The organism is Streptomyces sp. NPDC058701, from assembly GCF_042715295.1.
Classification (GTDB): Bacteria; Actinomycetota; Actinomycetes; order Streptomycetales; family Streptomycetaceae; genus Streptomyces.
On sequence record NZ_JBHXSY010000047.1, the window covers coordinates 1 to 16,503 of the forward strand.

At 72.2% G+C, this 16,503-nt stretch carries 16 protein-coding genes; 13 read left to right on the forward strand and 3 right to left on the reverse strand.

Annotated features, from left to right (window positions below; all coding sequences use genetic code 11):
• Positions 1-124 precede the first annotated feature (124 nt).
• From ACFWW8_RS32175 to ACFWW8_RS32210, 8 genes are all read left to right on the forward strand, one after another.
• Positions 125-778, forward strand: coding sequence for an HAD family hydrolase (locus tag ACFWW8_RS32175; RefSeq protein ID WP_386534634.1), 654 nt, complete (start codon positions 125-127; stop codon positions 776-778).
• Between the two features lie 43 nt (positions 779-821).
• A complete protein-coding gene (locus ACFWW8_RS32180) occupies positions 822-2,048 on the forward strand; it encodes an MFS transporter (protein ID WP_386534637.1) in 1,227 nt (408 codons plus the stop codon).
• Positions 1,999-3,168 carry an acetoin utilization protein AcuC gene (locus tag ACFWW8_RS32185; RefSeq protein ID WP_386534639.1) on the forward strand — a complete coding sequence of 390 codons (1,170 nt, stop codon included), beginning with the start codon at positions 1,999-2,001 and terminating at the stop codon, positions 3,166-3,168. The genes ACFWW8_RS32180 and ACFWW8_RS32185 overlap by 50 nt, the downstream gene beginning before the upstream one ends.
• Before the next feature lie 78 nt (positions 3,169-3,246).
• Entirely contained in the window at positions 3,247-4,077 is an 831-nt protein-coding gene (locus ACFWW8_RS32190; protein WP_386534641.1) for a phosphatase, read from the forward strand.
• A 114-nt stretch (positions 4,078-4,191) separates the two neighbouring features.
• A complete protein-coding gene (locus tag ACFWW8_RS32195; RefSeq protein ID WP_008738568.1) occupies positions 4,192-4,401 on the forward strand; it encodes a helix-turn-helix domain-containing protein in 210 nt (69 codons plus the stop codon).
• A 132-nt stretch (positions 4,402-4,533) separates the two neighbouring features.
• Positions 4,534-4,632 carry a 30S ribosomal protein bS22 gene (locus ACFWW8_RS32200; RefSeq protein WP_003948845.1) on the forward strand — a complete coding sequence of 33 codons (99 nt, stop codon included), beginning with the start codon at positions 4,534-4,536 and terminating at the stop codon, positions 4,630-4,632.
• A 102-nt stretch (positions 4,633-4,734) separates the two neighbouring features.
• Complete coding sequence (locus ACFWW8_RS32205; RefSeq protein ID WP_386534644.1) at positions 4,735-5,811, forward strand: NAD-dependent epimerase/dehydratase family protein; 1,077 nt, start codon at positions 4,735-4,737, stop codon at positions 5,809-5,811.
• Positions 5,811-6,797, forward strand: coding sequence for a lysophospholipid acyltransferase family protein (locus ACFWW8_RS32210; RefSeq protein WP_386534647.1), 987 nt, complete (start codon positions 5,811-5,813; stop codon positions 6,795-6,797). The genes ACFWW8_RS32205 and ACFWW8_RS32210 overlap by 1 nt, the downstream gene beginning before the upstream one ends.
• Positions 6,798-6,855: 58 nt before the next feature.
• Here ACFWW8_RS32210 and ACFWW8_RS32215 read toward each other — a convergent pair whose 3' ends face one another.
• From ACFWW8_RS32215 to ACFWW8_RS32225, 3 genes are all read right to left on the reverse strand, one after another.
• Positions 6,856-8,067 carry a DUF5667 domain-containing protein gene (locus ACFWW8_RS32215; protein ID WP_386534649.1) on the reverse strand — a complete coding sequence of 404 codons (1,212 nt, stop codon included), beginning with the start codon at positions 8,065-8,067 and terminating at the stop codon, positions 6,856-6,858.
• A 244-nt stretch (positions 8,068-8,311) separates the two neighbouring features.
• Positions 8,312-9,130 (reverse strand): ECF subfamily RNA polymerase sigma factor, BldN family, encoded by an 819-nt coding sequence (locus ACFWW8_RS32220; RefSeq protein ID WP_386534652.1) that lies wholly within the window; start codon positions 9,128-9,130, stop codon positions 8,312-8,314.
• Between the two features lie 360 nt (positions 9,131-9,490).
• On the reverse strand, positions 9,491-10,483 hold the full coding sequence (locus tag ACFWW8_RS32225) for an HAD family hydrolase (RefSeq protein ID WP_386534655.1): 993 nt from the start codon (positions 10,481-10,483) through the stop codon (positions 9,491-9,493).
• Positions 10,484-10,601: 118 nt separating this feature from the next.
• Here ACFWW8_RS32225 and ACFWW8_RS32230 point away from each other — a divergent pair, with 118 nt between their 5' ends.
• The 5 genes from ACFWW8_RS32230 to ACFWW8_RS32250 all read left to right on the forward strand — a co-directional run bounded on the left by ACFWW8_RS32230 (position 10,602) and on the right by ACFWW8_RS32250 (position 16,295).
• Positions 10,602-10,880 (forward strand): glutaredoxin family protein, encoded by a 279-nt coding sequence (locus tag ACFWW8_RS32230; protein WP_383910457.1) that lies wholly within the window; start codon positions 10,602-10,604, stop codon positions 10,878-10,880.
• A 273-nt stretch (positions 10,881-11,153) separates the two neighbouring features.
• The gene (locus tag ACFWW8_RS32235; RefSeq protein ID WP_267723936.1) at positions 11,154-11,963 is read left to right on the forward strand and encodes a redox-sensing transcriptional repressor Rex; all 810 of its coding nucleotides are present in this window, start codon (positions 11,154-11,156) and stop codon (positions 11,961-11,963) included.
• Positions 11,960-13,666 (forward strand): glutamyl-tRNA reductase, encoded by a 1,707-nt coding sequence (locus ACFWW8_RS32240; protein ID WP_386534659.1) that lies wholly within the window; start codon positions 11,960-11,962, stop codon positions 13,664-13,666. Before ACFWW8_RS32235 ends, ACFWW8_RS32240 begins: the two co-directional genes overlap by 4 nt.
• On the forward strand, positions 13,663-14,628 hold the full coding sequence (gene hemC / locus ACFWW8_RS32245; RefSeq protein ID WP_386534660.1) for a hydroxymethylbilane synthase: 966 nt from the start codon (positions 13,663-13,665) through the stop codon (positions 14,626-14,628). The genes ACFWW8_RS32240 and hemC overlap by 4 nt, the downstream gene beginning before the upstream one ends.
• Positions 14,625-16,295 (forward strand): uroporphyrinogen-III synthase, encoded by a 1,671-nt coding sequence (locus tag ACFWW8_RS32250; RefSeq protein WP_386534662.1) that lies wholly within the window; start codon positions 14,625-14,627, stop codon positions 16,293-16,295. Before hemC ends, ACFWW8_RS32250 begins: the two co-directional genes overlap by 4 nt.
• The last annotated feature ends 208 nt before the right edge of the window (positions 16,296-16,503 follow it).

Sequence of the window (16,503 nt, forward strand, 5' to 3'; positions counted from 1 at the left end):
CAATTATTGTGGGAAAGCCCCGCACCTTATGGTGCGGGGCTTTTCTGCGTTCCGGGCCAGACTCCACCGGATGCCCGGCATGGGGTCGAGGCCGATCCGTGCTGACGGCTCGTAGGGTTGGGGTATGGGCTACGACCTCGTCATCTTCGACAACGACGGCGTGCTGGTGGACAGCGAGCCGCTCGCCAACAGCATCCTCGCCGGGTACCTGACCGAACTGGGGCACCCGACCTCCTACGAGGAATCGCTCCACGACTACATGGGCGGCGCCGTGCACCGCGTGCACGACCTCGTGCTCGAGCGGACCGGCCGGCGGCTCCCCGACGACTTCGACGAGACGTTGTCCACACGGACCTTCGCCGCGTTCGAGCGGGACCTCAGGCCCGTACCCGGCGTGGAAGAGGTGCTGGGCGCCCTCGTCGAGCAGGGGATCAGCTACTGCGTGGCCTCGTCCGGGAGCCACGACCGGATCAGGGTCGGGCACCGGGTGACCGGCCTCGACGAGTGGTTCGAAGACGAATGGCTCTTCAGCTCGCAGGACGTCGGTCAGGGCAAGCCCGCCCCCGACCTGTTCCTGCACGCCGCGCGCACCATGGGCGTCGAGCCGGCGCGCTGCGTCGTCGTCGAGGACAGCCCGCTCGGCGTGCGGGCCGCGCTCGCCGCGGGCATGGAGGTGTACGGGTTCACCGGGATGGTGCCCGCCGAGCGGCTGGCCGGCGCGACCGGGTACTTCGGTGACATGAAGCAGCTCCCGGGGCTTCTGCAACTGCCCGTGTGATCGCTCTACCCACGGGTAGTACCTGGGCCTACGCTGTGCCGCCATGACGGTTGACGTACGGCTGCGGCGCGGGCGCAGCGCCCTGGGGTTCAGCTTCTTCGCGCAAGGCGTCGCCTTCGCCCTGCTCGTGACCCGGATTCCCGGCATTCAGGACCGGTACGGCATATCCGACGGGCTGCTGCCCGCCTTCCTGGCCGCCGTTCCGATCCTGGCCGGGGCGGCGAGCGTCGCCACCGAGCACGTGGTGAAGCGGGTCGCGCCCAGCGTGGTGCTCCGGTGGGCGCAGCCCGTGGTGCTCCTCTCCCTCCTGGGGGTCGGGACGGGGACGCAGCTGTGGCACGTGGCGGTGGCCCTGGCGGTGTTCGGGCTGGCGGTGGGTGCGCTGGACGCCTCGATGAACATGCTCGGCGTCAGCCTTCAGCGGACGTACGGGCGCAGCATCATGCTGGGGTTCCACGCCGCGTACAGCCTGGGCGGGATCGTCGGCGCCTCCGCGGCGTGGGCCGGGGCGCACTGGCACCTGGGCCTGTTCGTGAGCTACCTGCCGGCCGTCGTCGTGCTGCTGCCGCTGGTCCTGCTGGTGAGCCGTCGTTACGTGGACGCGCTGCCCGGGGCCCCGGGTGCCCCCGGTGAGGAGGAGGGGGGCTCGGCGAACGCGGGGAAGAAGCTGCTGCTGCCGCTCTGTCTGGTGATGGCGTGTGCGTACATCGGTGACTCGACGGTGGCGAACTGGAGTGCCAAGTACCTCCAGGACGTGCTCGGCAGCTCCGAGCAGCTGGCGACCGTTCCGTACAACGTCTACATGGTGACCACGCTGATCGGGCGGGCCGTGGGTGACCTGGGCGTACGGCGCTTCGGTGCCGCGGCCGTGGTGCGGGCGGGGACCGTGGTGGCGGCCGGCGGGTTCGCGGTGGTGGCCGCCGCGCCGGGGCCGTGGGTGGGCATGCTGGGGTTCACGATGCTGGGACTCGGGCTGTGCGTGATCGTGCCGCAGACGTTCGCGGCCGCGGGCCGGCTGTTCCCGGGGGGTTCGGACTCGGCGATCGCGCGGCTCAACATCTTCAACTACGTGGGCTTCCTGATCGGGTCCCCGCTCGTCGGGGCGGTGGGGGACGCCTGGAGCTACCGCGGGGCGATGCTCGTGCCGATGGTGCTGGTCCTGGTGACACTCTTCTACGCCCGCTCCTTCGGCTCCGGCGACGCCCGATACGGTGTCGGGCATGAGCGGCCGCGGGTTGTTGATGTGGGACGAGGCGGTAACGAAGTATGACTTCGGACCGAGCCATCCGATGGATCCGGTGCGCCTGGCGCTGACCATGGGGCTGGTGCGGGCCTTCGGGCTGGACCGGGTGATGGACGTACGGGCGGCCCGGGCGGCCGGTGACTCGACGCTGCGGCTGGTGCACCGGGAGGAGTACGTCGCCGCGGTGCGGGAGGTGTCGGCGGACCCCGGGTCGGCCGACGGGTCCTTCGGGCTGGGGACCATGGACGACCCCGCGTTCGCCGGGATGCACGAGGCGTCGGCGCTGATCGCCGGGCAGTCGGTGGCGGGTGCGGAGGCCGTGTGGCGCGGGGAGGCGGAGCACGCGGTGAACTTCGCGGGCGGACTGCACCACGCGATGCCGGGTGCGGCGGCCGGGTTCTGCGTGTACAACGACGCGGCGCTGGCCGTGGCCCGGCTGCTGGAGCTGGGGGCCGAGCGGGTCGCGTACGTGGACGTGGACGTCCACCACGGGGACGGCGTGCAGGCGGCGTTCTGGGAGGACCCGCGGGTGCTGACCGTCTCGCTGCACGAGCACCCCCGGACGCTGTTCCCGCAGACGGGCTGGCCGGAGGAGACCGGTGGCGCCGCCGCCGAGGGGTCGGCGGTGAACGTGGCGCTGCCGGCGGGTACCGGGGACGAGGGGTGGCTGCGGGCCTTCCACGCGACGGTGCCGGAGCTGCTGGAGGACTTCCGGCCGCAGGTGCTGGTGACGCAGCACGGCGCCGACACGCACTTCGAGGACCCGCTCGCTCACCTGGCGGTGTCCCTGGACGCGCAGCGGGCGGTTCAGGAGGCCTGCCACCGGCTCGCCCACGAGCACGCGGGCGGGCGGTGGCTGGCGCTGGGCGGCGGCGGGTACGCGGTGGTGGACGTCGTACCGCGGTCGTGGACCCACCTGGTGGCGATCGCCGGGCACCGGCCGGTCGACCCGGAGTCGGCGGTCCCGGCGTCGTGGCGGGACGAGGTGTACGCGCGGACGCGGCAGCTGGCGCCGGCGCGGATGACGGACGGGCGGGAGGCCGTGTGGCGGGACTGGGAGGGCGGGTACGACCCCGCGGACCGGATCGACCAGGCGGTGCTGGCGACGCGGCGGGCGGTGTTCCCGCTGCGGGGGATGCTGACCTGACGAGGCATGGTTACGCCAACTGTGGGGCTGAACGCCGGAATTGATGAACCGCCAGATGGGTTGGGGGAGCATCGGAGGGTGTTGAGCACCGGCGCGCTGCGTGCGCATCTGCTGGCCGCCCGGTTGGCCGGGCCCGTCGCCACCCCGAGGGAGGAGAGCCTGCGCAGTTACCGGCTGTTCGCGGCGCGCGATCCGCGGGTGACGCTGGGGCTGGATCCGGAGCGGGGGTGGGGCGAGGGTGACCTGCTGGGGCTGATGGCGGAGAAGTGCGGGGTCTCGGCGGACCCGGCACACGTCAGCGGGCCGGACGTCATCGATCCGGAGCGGACGCTGGCGGCCCTGGAGGCCTTCGCGGGGAGGTTGCGGGAGGCGGCGCGGGCGGGGTCCCCGGTGCTGTTCGGGACGGGGCACCCGCACCGGCTCCTGGGTTTCTACGCCACCTTGGCGGCGGCGGTGTCGGCGGCGGGCTGTGTTGTCCTCAGTCCGGCGCGGGGGGTGAGTGTCGACATGGCGACCCGGTTCGGGGTACGTACGCACTGCATCGATTACGTACGAGGGGTCGCATTGGTGCGGGACCCCGGCGTGCGGGAGTCCGGGAGTGCGCCCGGCGCGCACTCGCATTCACCCCTGCCGGTCCGGATCGCTCTGGGGGCCCTGGCGGAGGCGGGAGGGCCGTTGCCGGAGCTGGTGGTGGGGGACCACGGGTGGGTCTGCGGTGCAGGTCAGCTGGGTGTGGAGGCGATCGGGCTGGCCGATACGGACGATCCCGCGCTGTTCGTGGGGGAGGCCGAGGGGCGGGTCTCGGTGGCGGTCCCGCTGGATGACGCGGTGCGCGCGGACTACTACGGACCGCTCAGCCGGTACGTGCTGGACCGGGCGGGGCTGCCGATGCGCCAGGAGTGGCTGTAGCTCCTCTTCCCCACTCGTATCACGCGCCCCTACTCTGGGGAGTGAGCGTGCGACGACGAGGAGTAACCGGAGGGGAAGCCGGTGCCCGTCATGCGCGGAAGGTCAAGGTGTGTCATGGCTGCTGGCGAGAGGCCTCTCAGTGAGGTTCAGTTCCTGACCGTGGCGGAGGTCGCCTCGGTGATGCGAGTGTCGAAGATGACCGTGTACCGCCTGGTGCACAACGGTCATCTGCCCGCAATCCGGGTGGGCCGGTCCTTCCGGGTCCCCGAGAACGCGGTTCACGAGTACCTCCGAGAGTCCTATGTGGGGGTGGAGTCGGCCTGAGACTGAAGCCCCGGACCCCCTCTCAGGCAGGTGGATTACAGGCTCAGAGCTCGGGCGGGTAGGCTAAGCCGACGTAGGTCGTGTGGGCCCAGACGCCCCGCACCGAGTGAAGAGAAGTGAGCGAGGGTAGTCGTGGGCTCTGTTATCAAGAAGCGGCGCAAGCGGATGGCTAAGAAGAAGCACCGCAAGCTGCTCAAGCGCACCCGCGTCCAGCGCCGTAACAAGAAGTAAACGGTAGCTGTACGTGTATTTCCGCAGCCCCCCCACCATCCTGGTGGGGGGGCTGCGGTGCAGCCGGGGGCAGGTTGTTCCGTCTAGGGAGGCGCTGAGCTCGTGGGGAAGGTCGTACTGGTCACCGGGGCGTCTCGGCAGCTGGGGGGCCGCTTCGTGCGCCGCATCCAGCGTGACCCGGAGGTCGAGCGGGTGATCGCGGTGGATGCCGTGGCTCCGTCGCACCGGCTCGGGTCGGCCGAGTTCGTCCGTACGGACATCAGGCAGTCGGCGATCGCCCGCGTGCTCGCCGAGCACGCCGTGGACACGGTGGTCCACCTGGCGGTCACAGGCGGCAGGGCGGGAACGGGCGGCGCGCACAGCACCGTCAAGGAAACGAACGTCATCGGGACGATGCAGCTCCTCGGGGCCTGCCAGAAGTCCCCGACGGTCCGGCGGCTCGTGGTGAAGTCCAGTACCAGCGTGTACGGGGGCACCTCGCGGGACCCGGCCGTCTTCACCGAGACCACGGAGCCCAAGTCGCTGCCCGCGGGCGGCTTCGCCAAGGACGCGGCCGAGGTCGAGGGGTACGTACGGGGCTTCGCGCGCCGGCGGCCGGACGTCGCGGTGTGCGTGCTGCGCTTCGCGAACATCCTGGGGCCCTTCGCGGACTCGGCGCTGGCCGAGTACTTCTCCATTCCGGTGATGCCGACCGTGCTGGGCTACGACCCGCGGCTCCAGTTCGTCCACGAGGACGACGTCCTCGACGTGTTGCGGCTGGCGGCGCAGGAGCCGAGGCGGGGGACGCTGAACAGCGGCACCTTCAACATCGCGGGCGACGGGGTGCTGCTGCTCTCGCAGTGCTCACGACGGCTGGGGCGGCCGACGCTGCCGCTGCTGCTGCCCGCGGTGACGTGGGTGGGATCGGCGCTGAGGGCGGTCGGGGTGACCGACTTCTCCCCGGAGCAGATAAGGCTCCTGACGCACGGCCGGGTCGTGGAGACCACGCAGATGCGGGAGGTGCTCGGCTTCGAGCCGATGTACACGACCGCCGAGGCCTTCGCCGACTTCGCCCGGAGCCGGGGGAGCGGGCTGCTGCCACCGGAGCGGGTGGCGCGTGCCGTGGACCGGGTGGCTGGGATGCTGAACGTGGACGTTTCGGACGTCGGGACCGACGTGGCTGAAGGAGCGAGGCGATAGTGGCGGACGCCAAGGTCATTCCGTTCGACGAGGACCGGTCGCGCCGGCGCCCCTCGGGGCGGCGGGTACGGGCGGCTGCGCCCGTACCGCCGGAGCCGGCCGCGCACGCGCCGCTGCTGGAGCCGGTGCCGGAGCGGCCGGCCGGGCCGGGCTGGGACCGGAAGATCGCCGGCGGGCTGTCGTTCCTGCGGCGGCGGATCACCGGGGAGTACGAGGTCGACGAGTTCGGCTACGACAAGGAGCTGACGGACCAGGTCCTGATGTCCTTGATGCGGCCGCTGTTCGACAGGTACTTCCGGGTCGAGGTCAAGGGCATCGAGAACATCCCGAAGGAGGGTGGCGCGCTGATCGTGGCGAACCACTCGGGGACGCTGCCGCTCGACGGGCTGATGCTCCAGGTCGCGGTGCACGACCACCACCCGGCGCAGCGGCACCTGCGGCTGCTGGCGGCCGACCTGGTGTTCATGCTGCCGGTGGTCAACGAGCTGGCGCGCAAGGCCGGGCACACCCTGGCCTGCGCGGAGGACGCGCAGCGGCTGCTGGAGGCCGGGGAACTGGTCGGCGTGATGCCGGAGGGCTTCAAGGGAATAGGGAAGCCGTTCGGAGACCGGTACAAGCTGCAGCGGTTCGGCCGCGGCGGTTTCGTGTCGACGGCGCTGCGGGCGGGGACGCCGATCGTGCCGTGCTCGATCGTGGGCGCGGAGGAGATCTACCCGATGGTCGGCAACGCGAAGACGCTGGCGCGGCTGCTGGGGATCCCGTACTTCCCGATCACGCCCACGTTCCCGTTGCTGGGACCGCTTGGGGCGCTGCCGCTGCCGACGAAGTGGACGATCCAGTTCGGGGAGCCGATCGCGACGGACGGGTACGCGGCGGAGGCCGCGGAGGATCCGATGCTGATGTTCAACCTGACGGACCAGGTGCGGGAGCAGATCCAGCACACGCTGTACCGCCTGCTGGTGCAGCGGCGGTCCGTCTTCTTCTGACGGCCGGGCACGCCGAACGCCGGCGGGGCAGGATGTGCCCCGCCGGCGTTCGACGGTGCTACTCGGCGTCCTCCGCGTCGAGGCCCAGGCCCGGGAGGATGCCCGGGAGCAGGGGCGGGAGGGTGATGTCCGGCTTGAGGTGCTCCGGAACGCCGCCCGTGGGGGGCGGGGAGGGCTGGCCCGTGGGCGGGGTGAGCAGGTCGCCCGTCCCTCCCAGGAGGCCGCCCGTGGGCTGCGGCTTGGCGCTGCTCCCCGAAGGGGACGGTGCGGGGCCGCTGCCGGACGGGGTGCCCGGGGTGGGGTCGGACTGCTGCTTGCCGCTGGGGGTGCCGGGCTTGGCCGGGGTGCCGGACGAACCGGATCCCCTGCTCTGCTCGGGGGGCTTGGGGAGCAGGCCCTGGAGCGGCGCGACGTCTTCGTCTATGGCCTGGAAGACGCCCTCCACCTCACCGCCCACGTCCGTGAGCTGCGCCGGGAGCTTCTCCCGGAGCCGGCCCCACGCGTCCCGGTGGGAGCGGGAGAACGACGAGAGCGTCTGCATCGGGCCGAGCGAGCCGTCCCGTTGGTAGGCCGCCTGGAGAAGCCGGTGGCCCTGCTCCGCGTCGTGCTTCATGCCCGCCAGTGCGCGGCGGATCTCGCCCAGGGACTCGTGGTCCAGCACGCCCGTCCGGCCCCGTTCCATCAGCCTGCGGGCTTCCGAGAGGCGGTTCGAGGCCTGGTCGAGATAGAGCTCGCCCCGGTCCGAGTCCTCGTCGGCCATCCCCAGCTTCAGGTCTTCCATGCCCCGTTTGACCGGGTACAGGGAATCACCGGGCAGGGCGTCCGTGCTGGCAGCGGCCACTCCGCTGAAGGCCCCTGCGGCCACACCCACGGTGAGGCCGCCTGCCGCAATGCCCTTGGACCAGCGGGAGCGGGGCCGCATTTTCCGGAGCGAGGTCGCCCGGTGGGCGCCGCGGCCGGTCCGCTGTTCGGGCACCAGAGGGTCCGGGGCGGCACCGCCCCCGGCCCTTTCCTCCAGCACCATGGCCTCCATGGCGGCGACGAGCTGGGCTCGTTGCACCACTTTGACCTGGGGGTCCAGCACTGGGCGCGGCATTCTTTCGCCGAGCGCACTCGCCAGGGCCAACAGCCGGTCGTGGTCGGCAGGTTCGGCAGGTGCCTCGGACTGCTCGGCCGCCGGGTCCGGTTCCGGAGCATCGGACGTAGTCCGATCCTCCAGGGCCTGGGCGAAGGCGTTCGCCCGCCGGTGCGGGGTCACGTTCGCGATCACTGGCGGCACCTCCTCTCGTCATGACGATCGACTCCCCAAGGTGTCCGGAAGGTTGCCTTCCTTGAGCACGTCCACACTTTCGAGTGAGCGGCTTCGGGCAGGGCGTGTCCACAGGGAGCCTGCATTCCGCACAACGAGCGTCGCGGCACTTGGGTTACGGACGAAGGATGATCGGACCACAGCGTCATCGAGGGGTCACCGGATGTATGTGAGGTGGTGTCGTACTGGTGGGCGTGTGAGGGAATCAGCGGGCGTCGTCGGGGAGGAGCCGGGCGAGGGTGCGGACCGCCCGGTACTGGAGCGTCTTGATGGCGCCCTCGTTCTTCCCCATCACCCGGGCCGTTTCGGCGACCGAGAGCCCTTGCAGGAAGCGCAGGGTCACGCACTCCTGCTGCTGGGGGTTGAGTTTCTTCACGGCCTCCAGCAGGGCCGCGTTGGAGAGGGACTCCAGGACGGAGTCCTCGGGGCTGCGCTCGACCTCGTTCGCGTCGAGCATCTCGCCGGTGGTGACCTCCAGCCGGAAACGGCTGGACTTGAAGTGGTCCGCCACCAGGTTGCGGGCGATCGTCACGAGCCAGGCGCCGAAGTCGCGGCCCTGCCAGGTGAAGGTGGAGATGCGGCGCAGCGCGCGCAGGAAGGTCTCGCTGGTGAGATCCTCCGCGGTCGCCTTGCCGCCGACGCGGTAGTAGATGTAGCGGTAGACCGTGTCGCTGTACTGGTCGTAGAGGCGGCCGAAGGCGTCGGCTTCGCCGGCCTGGGCGCGTTCGACCAGGTCCATCATGCGGGCCTGGTCGCTGTCCGCGGTGGGGCGGCGGTGGGTGGTGGCCTGAGTGCTCGTGCCGGCGGCGCCGTTCGAGCCCCCGGCCGCGCGGCCGCGTCTGCCCACCGTCGCGCCGCCGTCGGTCAGGGCATAGCAAGGACCGGCCGGGCCGGAGCCGGCAGGGACCGCGGCGGCGAAGGCGGGAACGGCGTACGCGGTGGGGACGAAGCCGCGCAGGTGGTCGAGGACCGTTGCGCGCAGCGTAGCCAGGCCCGAGGCGTCAACCCCGACAGGTGGGTACACGGGACTCCCAGAGGCAGAGCTTCCATCACGTGCAGTGCGGGACCGTTCACCCGTCGTGGCGACAGATGAGCGGTGGCATGCGTTTGAGGAGAATAACGCTTCGTACAGGCAGTGCTACACCCAGTTGCTCAAATCACCGGTTCCGACACTTCTGTTGCGTGTCCAGGGCATATTCGGTCGCTGTTGGTGATCGATTCTTGATCGGTTGGGTGCGCGGAATGGCAGCTTCCCCCATGGCTCACGACCGAGTCGGGCAGGTCGGAGTGCCGCGCCCGGGGCGCGGGTAGAGGTGAGCGAATGCCCCCGGTCCGGCCGTCGGCGCGGCGGGTGCGGGGCGGGGCCGCGCGGAGCCCGGAGTTGTTACCTGCGGCGGCGGTGCAGGGCGATGGCGGCGGCCGCGCCGCCCGCGATCGCGCCGACCCCGGCGGCGGCCGGGACGCCGACCTTCACGGCCTTGCGGCCGGTCCGATAGTCGCGCAGCCGCCAGTCGTGGGTGCGGGCATGCTTGCGCAGTTTTGTGTCGGGATTGATCGCGTACGGATGTCCGACCAGGGACAGCATCGGGATGTCGTTGTGCGAATCGCTGTACGCGGCGCAGCGCGCGAGGTCCAGGTCCTCGGCGGCGGCCAGGGCCCGGACCGCCTCGGCCTTGGCGGGGCCGTGCAGCGGCTCTCCCACGAGGCGGCCGGTGTAGATGCCGTCGACGGACTCGGCGACCGTGCCGAGCGCGCCGGTGAGTCCGAGCCGGCGGGCGATGATCGTGGCGGTCTCCACGGGGGCGGCGGTCACCAGCCACACCTTCTGGCCGGCGTCGAGGTGGGCCTGGGCCAGGGCGCGGGTGCCCGGCCAGATCCGCTCGGCCATGTACTCGTCGTAGATCTCCTCGCCGATGGACATCAGCTCGGAGACCTTGTGGCCCTTGACGATGGACAGGGCGCTGTCGCGGGCGTCCTGCATGTGGTCGGGGTCCTCGACGCCGGCCAGGCGGAACCAGGCCTGCTGCCAGGCGAAGCGGGCGAGCTCGCGGCGCTGGAAGAACGAGCGCTTGTAGAGGCCGCGGCCGAAGTGGAAGATGGCGGCGCCCTGCATGACGGTGTTGTCGAGGTCGAAGAAGGCGGCGGCGAGGTCGTCTCCGGCGACGGGGAACTCGGGCTCGGCCGGCTCCTGCGGCTCCCGCGCCTCGGCTTCCGCCAGGGCCTCGGCCTCCTCGCGGGCGTCCCTTTCGGGGCCGGTCAGAGGTGGGGTGTCGGCCAGAGCGGTCTTGCGGGCGGCCTCAGCCGAGGCCTCGCCTGCCAGCACGCTCCGCGCGGTGGCGGAGCGCCTACGGGGGGTGAGCCATCCCAGAGCGGCCATGACGCGAGCATAGCCACTGTGTTCGGGAGTTCCCGAACCGATGGGATGCGGAGGCGTGAACTCTGCGGGGCGCCGCCGTTACGCGGGGGCGGGCGCGGCGGCGCGCGAGAATGGGGGCATGAGCCCTTTGTTGCGCCGCAAGGAGAAGAAGAGCCCCGGCGAGCGGGTGGTGACGCTCATCGGGAAGCCCGGGTGCCATCTGTGCGACGACGCCCAGGAGGTGGTGGAGAAGGTGTGCGCCGAGACGGGCGCGCGCTGGGAGAAGAAGGACATCTCGCAGGACGAGGAGCTCTACCGGCTGCACTGGGAGCAGATTCCCGTGGTGCTGGTGGACGGCGAGCAGCACACCTTCTGGAGGGTGAACCCGGACCGGCTGCGGCGGGCGTTGGAGGGCTAGGCCGCTTCGTGGTTACCATCGTGGGCGATTTATGGGGGCTAGGGCGCGTATCTGTGAGGAGTGTGTACGGTTTTGCCCCCTTCTGGATTTGAACGGGTTCGGCGTGCCGCCGGTTCCCGGGTTCCGTGCCGGGGGCGCGTGACCCCGGTCACTTTGGTCGGACAAAGCGGACACAATCTTTGTGCACGCGTTCACAAAGGCATAGCCTGCTGTCGACGGGGCGGTCCTGGGACAAGAGGCCGCCTGCAGCCCCGCTCATCCCGCAGGAGCATCGTGGCAACTGGCCGAACTCACCGACCGGCGACCCGCAGCCGAGGTATTCCCGAGGCCACTGTCGCCCGGCTTCCGCTGTACTTGCGCGCCCTCACCGCGCTCTCCGAGCGATCGGTGCCCACGGTGTCCTCCGAGGAGCTCGCGGCCGCGGCCGGAGTCAACTCCGCGAAGTTGCGCAAGGACTTCTCGTACCTGGGGTCCTACGGTACGCGCGGCGTCGGCTACGACGTCGAGTACCTCGTCTACCAGATTTCCCGCGAGCTCGGGCTGACCCAGGACTGGCCCGTCGTCATCGTCGGCATCGGCAACCTGGGCGCGGCCCTCGCCAACTACGGCGGTTTCGCGTCCCGCGGGTTCCGGGTGGCCGCGCTGATCGACGCCGACCCGGCGATGGCCGGAAAGCCGGTCGCCGGGATGCCCGTGCAGCACACCGATGAGCTGGAGAAGATCATCGAGGACAACGGCGTCTCGATCGGGGTCATCGCGACCCCGGCCGGCGCGGCCCAGCAGGTCAGCGAGCGGCTGATCGCGGCCGGCGTCACCTCGATCCTCAACTTCGCGCCGACCGTGCTGTCCGTGCCCGAGGGTGTGGACGTGCGCAAGGTCGACCTCTCCATCGAGCTCCAGATCCTGGCGTTCCACGAGCAGCGCAAGGCCGGCGAGGGCGCTGCCGCCGCCGCGGCCGCCGAGGCGTCCTCCGTGGGCGGCGCCGCCCCCGCCGCGGCCGTGGTGCCGCCGGCCGGCCGGGCCGCCGCCGTCGCCCGCAAGGGCAACCCCGAGGGCGACGTCCCGGCGGTGATGCCGGCATGAGCCTGCTCGTCGTAGGGCTGAGCCACCGCAGCGCGCCCGTCAGCGTCCTGGAGCGGGCCTCGCTGTCCGCGGACGCCAAGGTCAAGCTGCTGCACGACACCCTCGCCGCCGAACCGGCGACGGAGGCGGCGGTGCTCGCCACCTGCAACCGCATCGAGCTGTACGCGGACGTGGACAAGTTCCACGCCGGCGTCGCCGAGCTGTCCACGCTGCTCGCGCAGCACAGCGGCGTCGCGCTGGAGGAGCTCACTCCCTACCTCTACGTCCACTACGAGGACCGGGCGGTGCACCACCTCTTCTCGGTGGCGTGCGGACTGGACTCGATGGTCGTGGGCGAGGGCCAGATCCTCGGACAGATCAAGGACGCGCTGGCGCTGGGGCAGGAGCAGCACACCGCGGGCCGGCTGATCAACGACCTGTTCCAGCAGGCGCTGCGCGTCGGCAAGCGGGCGCACTCGGAGACCGGGATCGACCGGGCCGGGCAGTCGCTGGTCACCTTCGGGCTGGAGCAGCTCGCGGTGAAGACGCCGGTGGCGCAGTGGGCGGCCGGCAAGCGGGCGCTGGTGATCGGCGCCGGGTCGATGTCCTCGCTCGCGGCGGCGACGCTGGCACGGGTCGGCATCGCCGAGATCGTGGTGGCCAACCGGACCGTGGACCGGGCGGAGCGGCTCGCCGAAATTCTGGTTGCCTCGGGCACCGGGGTGCGGGCTTCGGCCGTCCCGATGCGCTCCGTGCCGCAGGAGCTGACACGAGTCGACGTGGTCGTGTCGTGCACGGGCGCGACCGGGCTGGTGCTGACCGCCGACGAGGTGGCCGCCGCGGTGTCCCAGGGCGGCGGGGCCTTCGCCCCGACGGCCGTGCCGGAGCCCGAGCCGCAGGCGCCGCGCGCGCCGGCGGGCCCGGGACCCGCCGGCGTGGACGCCGAGGTCGTGGCGCGGCTGGCTGCCGCCGCCCGCGCCGGGGGCCGGCTGGCCGACGCCGGAGCCGTACGGACCCTGGCCGCCGCACCGGAGCCCGACGGGTGCCCGCTCGGCCCGGACGCGCCGGCCGCGGACGGCCGGGCCGCCCTGACCGGGGTCGACGCCAGCGCGCTCGAACTGCACGGCACCTGGGCCGACCAGGGCGAGGCCGCCGCTCAGCGGCAGCCCCGCAAGAGCGCCCGCGCGCTCGGCGACGGGACGGCCGTACGGCTCGCCCTGCTCGACCTGGCCATGCCGCGCGACATCGACGCGGCCGTCCACCGGGTGCCGGGCGTACGGCTCGTCGACATCGAGAGCCTCGCCGAGACGTCCGCCGACGCCCCGATGGCCGCGGACGTCGACGCCGTGCGCGGGATAGTGACCGCGGAAGTGGCCGCCTTCGGGGCGGCGCAGCGGGCCGCGCGCATCACGCCCACCGTCGTCGCCCTGCGGGCCATGGCGGCCGAGGTCGTGGCCATGGAAGTGGCCCGGCTCGACGGGCGGGTGCCCGACCTCGACGACCGGCAGCGGGCCGAGGTCACCCAGACCGTGCGCCGCGTCGTCGACAAGCTCCTCCACGCGCCGACCGTGCGCGTCAAGCAGCTCGCCAGCGAGCCCGGCGGCGCCGGGTACGCGGAGGCACTGCGCGAACTCTTCGACCTCGACCCGCAGACGGTGGCATCCGTCAGCCGGGCAGACGCGGCCGATCCGATGAACGACGACGACCCAGGACGGGCATCATGAACACACGTCCCGACCAGCCGCTGCGGCTCGGTACGCGGCGGAGCAAGCTGGCCATGTCGCAGTCGGGCCACGTCGCCGACGCGGTCCGCGCGGTCACCGGGCGGACCGTCGAGCTCGTGGAGATCACGACCTACGGCGACGTGTCGCGCGAGCACCTCGCGCAGATCGGCGGCACCGGGGTCTTCGTCACCGCTCTGCGCGACGCGCTGGTGCGCGGCGAGGTCGACTTCGCCGTGCACTCGCTGAAGGACCTGCCGACCGCGCAGCCCGACGACCTGGTGATCGCGGCGATGCCGCAGCGCCAGGACGCCCGGGACGCGCTCGTCGCCCGCGACGGCCTCACCTTCGAGCAGCTGCCCGACGGCGCCCGGATCGGCACCGGTTCGCCGCGCCGGACGGCCCAGCTGAACCACCTGGCGCTCTCGCTGGGCAAGCGCATCGAGACCGTGCCGATCCGCGGCAACGTGGACACCCGCATCGGGTTCGTGCGCGACGGCGAGCTCGATGCCGTGGTGCTGGCCGCCGCCGGGCTGAACCGCATCGGCCGCGGCGGCGAGGCGACCGAGCTGATGCCGGTCGACGGCATGCTGCCCGCGCCCGGCCAGGGAGCCCTGGCCGTGGAGTGCCTCGCGTCCGACACGGACCTGATCGCGGCGCTCGGCGAGCTCGACGACCCGTACACCCGGGCCGCCGTCACCGCCGAACGTTCCCTGCTCGCCCGCCTGGAGGCCGGCTGCAGCGCCCCCGTGGGGGCGTTCGCCGACCTGCTGGCCGACGGTCAGACTGTCCATGAGATGCGCCTGCGCGGCGTCGTCGGAACCCTCGACGGCTCGACGCTGGTGCAGCTGTCCACCACCGGTCCCGTGCCCCAGTCGTACGACGAGGCCATGGCGCTCGGCCGTGAACTCGCGGACGAGATGCTGGCCAAGGGCGCGGCCGGTCTGATGGGGGAGCGAGCGTGAGCCCCACACGTCCCACCACCTCCGCTTTTCCGGGCGTCGCCGCCCACGGACACGTCACCTTCCTCGGTGCCGGCCCCGGCGACCCGGGTCTGCTGACGCTGCGCGCCGTCGAGGCGCTCGGCGCCGCGGACGTGCTGATCGCGGAGCCCGATGTGCTCGACGTCGTGCGCACGCATGCGCGCGCCACCGTCGACACGCCACAGCTGACGGTAGCTGACGAGAAGTCAGCAGCCGCCGGGGTCCCGGTGATCCGGGACGCGGTCAATCTTGTCATGGAGGCCGCACGCTCCGGCAGGCGGGTCGTGCGAGCCGTCACCGGTGATCCCGGGCTCGACGGGAACACGGCCGAGGAGATGCTCGTCTGCGCCTCCGAGGGCATCCCGTTCGAGGTCGTGCCCGGCATCCCGACGGCCGTGGGCGTGCCCGCGTACGCCGGTGTGCCGCTGCGGGAGCGGGGCGACGGCAACGGCGTGCGCTTCGTGGACGCCAGGACCGCCTCGGCGCGCTGCTGGACCGAGGCGGGCGCGAGCGACGGCATACTCGTCGTCTCCTCGACCCTGGAGACCGTCTCGGCGGCCGCCGCCGAGCTGGTGGGGGCCGGGCGCAAGCCCGACACCCCGCTGACGGTGACCGTCGCCGGTACGACCACGCGGCAGCGCACCTGGTGCGCGACGCTGGGAACGATCGCGCAGGTGTTCAAGCAGGGCAAGGTGCTGCCCTCGCCCGAGGGCGCCCGGCCGGTCATAGCCGTGGTCGGTGAGCACGGTGCGGCCGCGCGCCGCGACGAGCTGGCCTGGTTCGAGTCGAAGCCGCTGTTCGGCTGGCGGGTGCTCGTACCGCGTACCAAGGAGCAGGCCGCCTCGCTCTCCGACCAGCTGCGTTCGTACGGAGCGGTGCCGCACGAGGTGCCGACCATCGCCGTGGAGCCGCCGCGCACTCCGCAGCAGATGGAGCGGGCCGTGAAGGGCCTGGTGACCGGCCGCTACGAGTGGATCGCCTTCACCTCGGTCAACGCCGTGAAGGCGGTGCGGGAGAAGTTCGAGGAGTACGGGCTCGACGCGCGGGCCTTCGCGGGCATCAAGGTCGCCGCGGTGGGCGAGCAGACCGCGGCCTCCCTGGTGGAGTTCGGCGTGAAGCCGGACCTGGTGCCGAGCGGCGAGCAGTCCGCGGCCGGGCTGCTGGAGGACTGGCCGCCCTACGACCCGGTCTTCGACCCGATCGACCGGGTGTTCCTGCCGCGGGCCGACATCGCGACCGAGACGCTGGTCGCCGGGCTGATCGAGCTCGGGTGGGAGGTCGACGACGTCACGGCCTACCGGACCGTGCGCGCGTCGCCGCCGCCGGCGGACACGCGCGAGGCGATCAAGGGCGGCGGTTTCGACGCCGTGCTGTTCACGTCGTCCTCCACCGTCCGCAACCTGGTCGGGATCGCGGGCAAGCCGCACAACGTGACCGTCATCGCGTGTATCGGGCCGGCGACGGCCAAGACCGCGGAGGAGCACGGGCTGCGCGTGGACGTGCTGTCGCCGGAGCCGTCGGTGTCGAAGCTGGCGGAGGCCCTCGCCGAGTACGGCGCGGCACGCCGCGAGGCGGCCAAGGAGGCCGGCGAGACGGTGTTCCGGCCCAGCGAGCGGCGGCCGGGGGCGCGCAGGCGCCGTACGACCTGACCGGTCGGAAGCCGTGACGGGGCCCGGACGCGCGACGCGTCCGGGCCCTTCGCCGTACGCGGCCCGGATACGGGCGCGCGCGGGTCCGGCGCGGGCCGGGAGCGACGGCGGGGCGAGGGGCGCTGCGTGCGGGGCGACGGGCGGTCCCGGGCGCGGTGCGTGCGGGCCCTACGCTGGTTTCCGACTGTTCTCGATGCTCGAAGAGGCG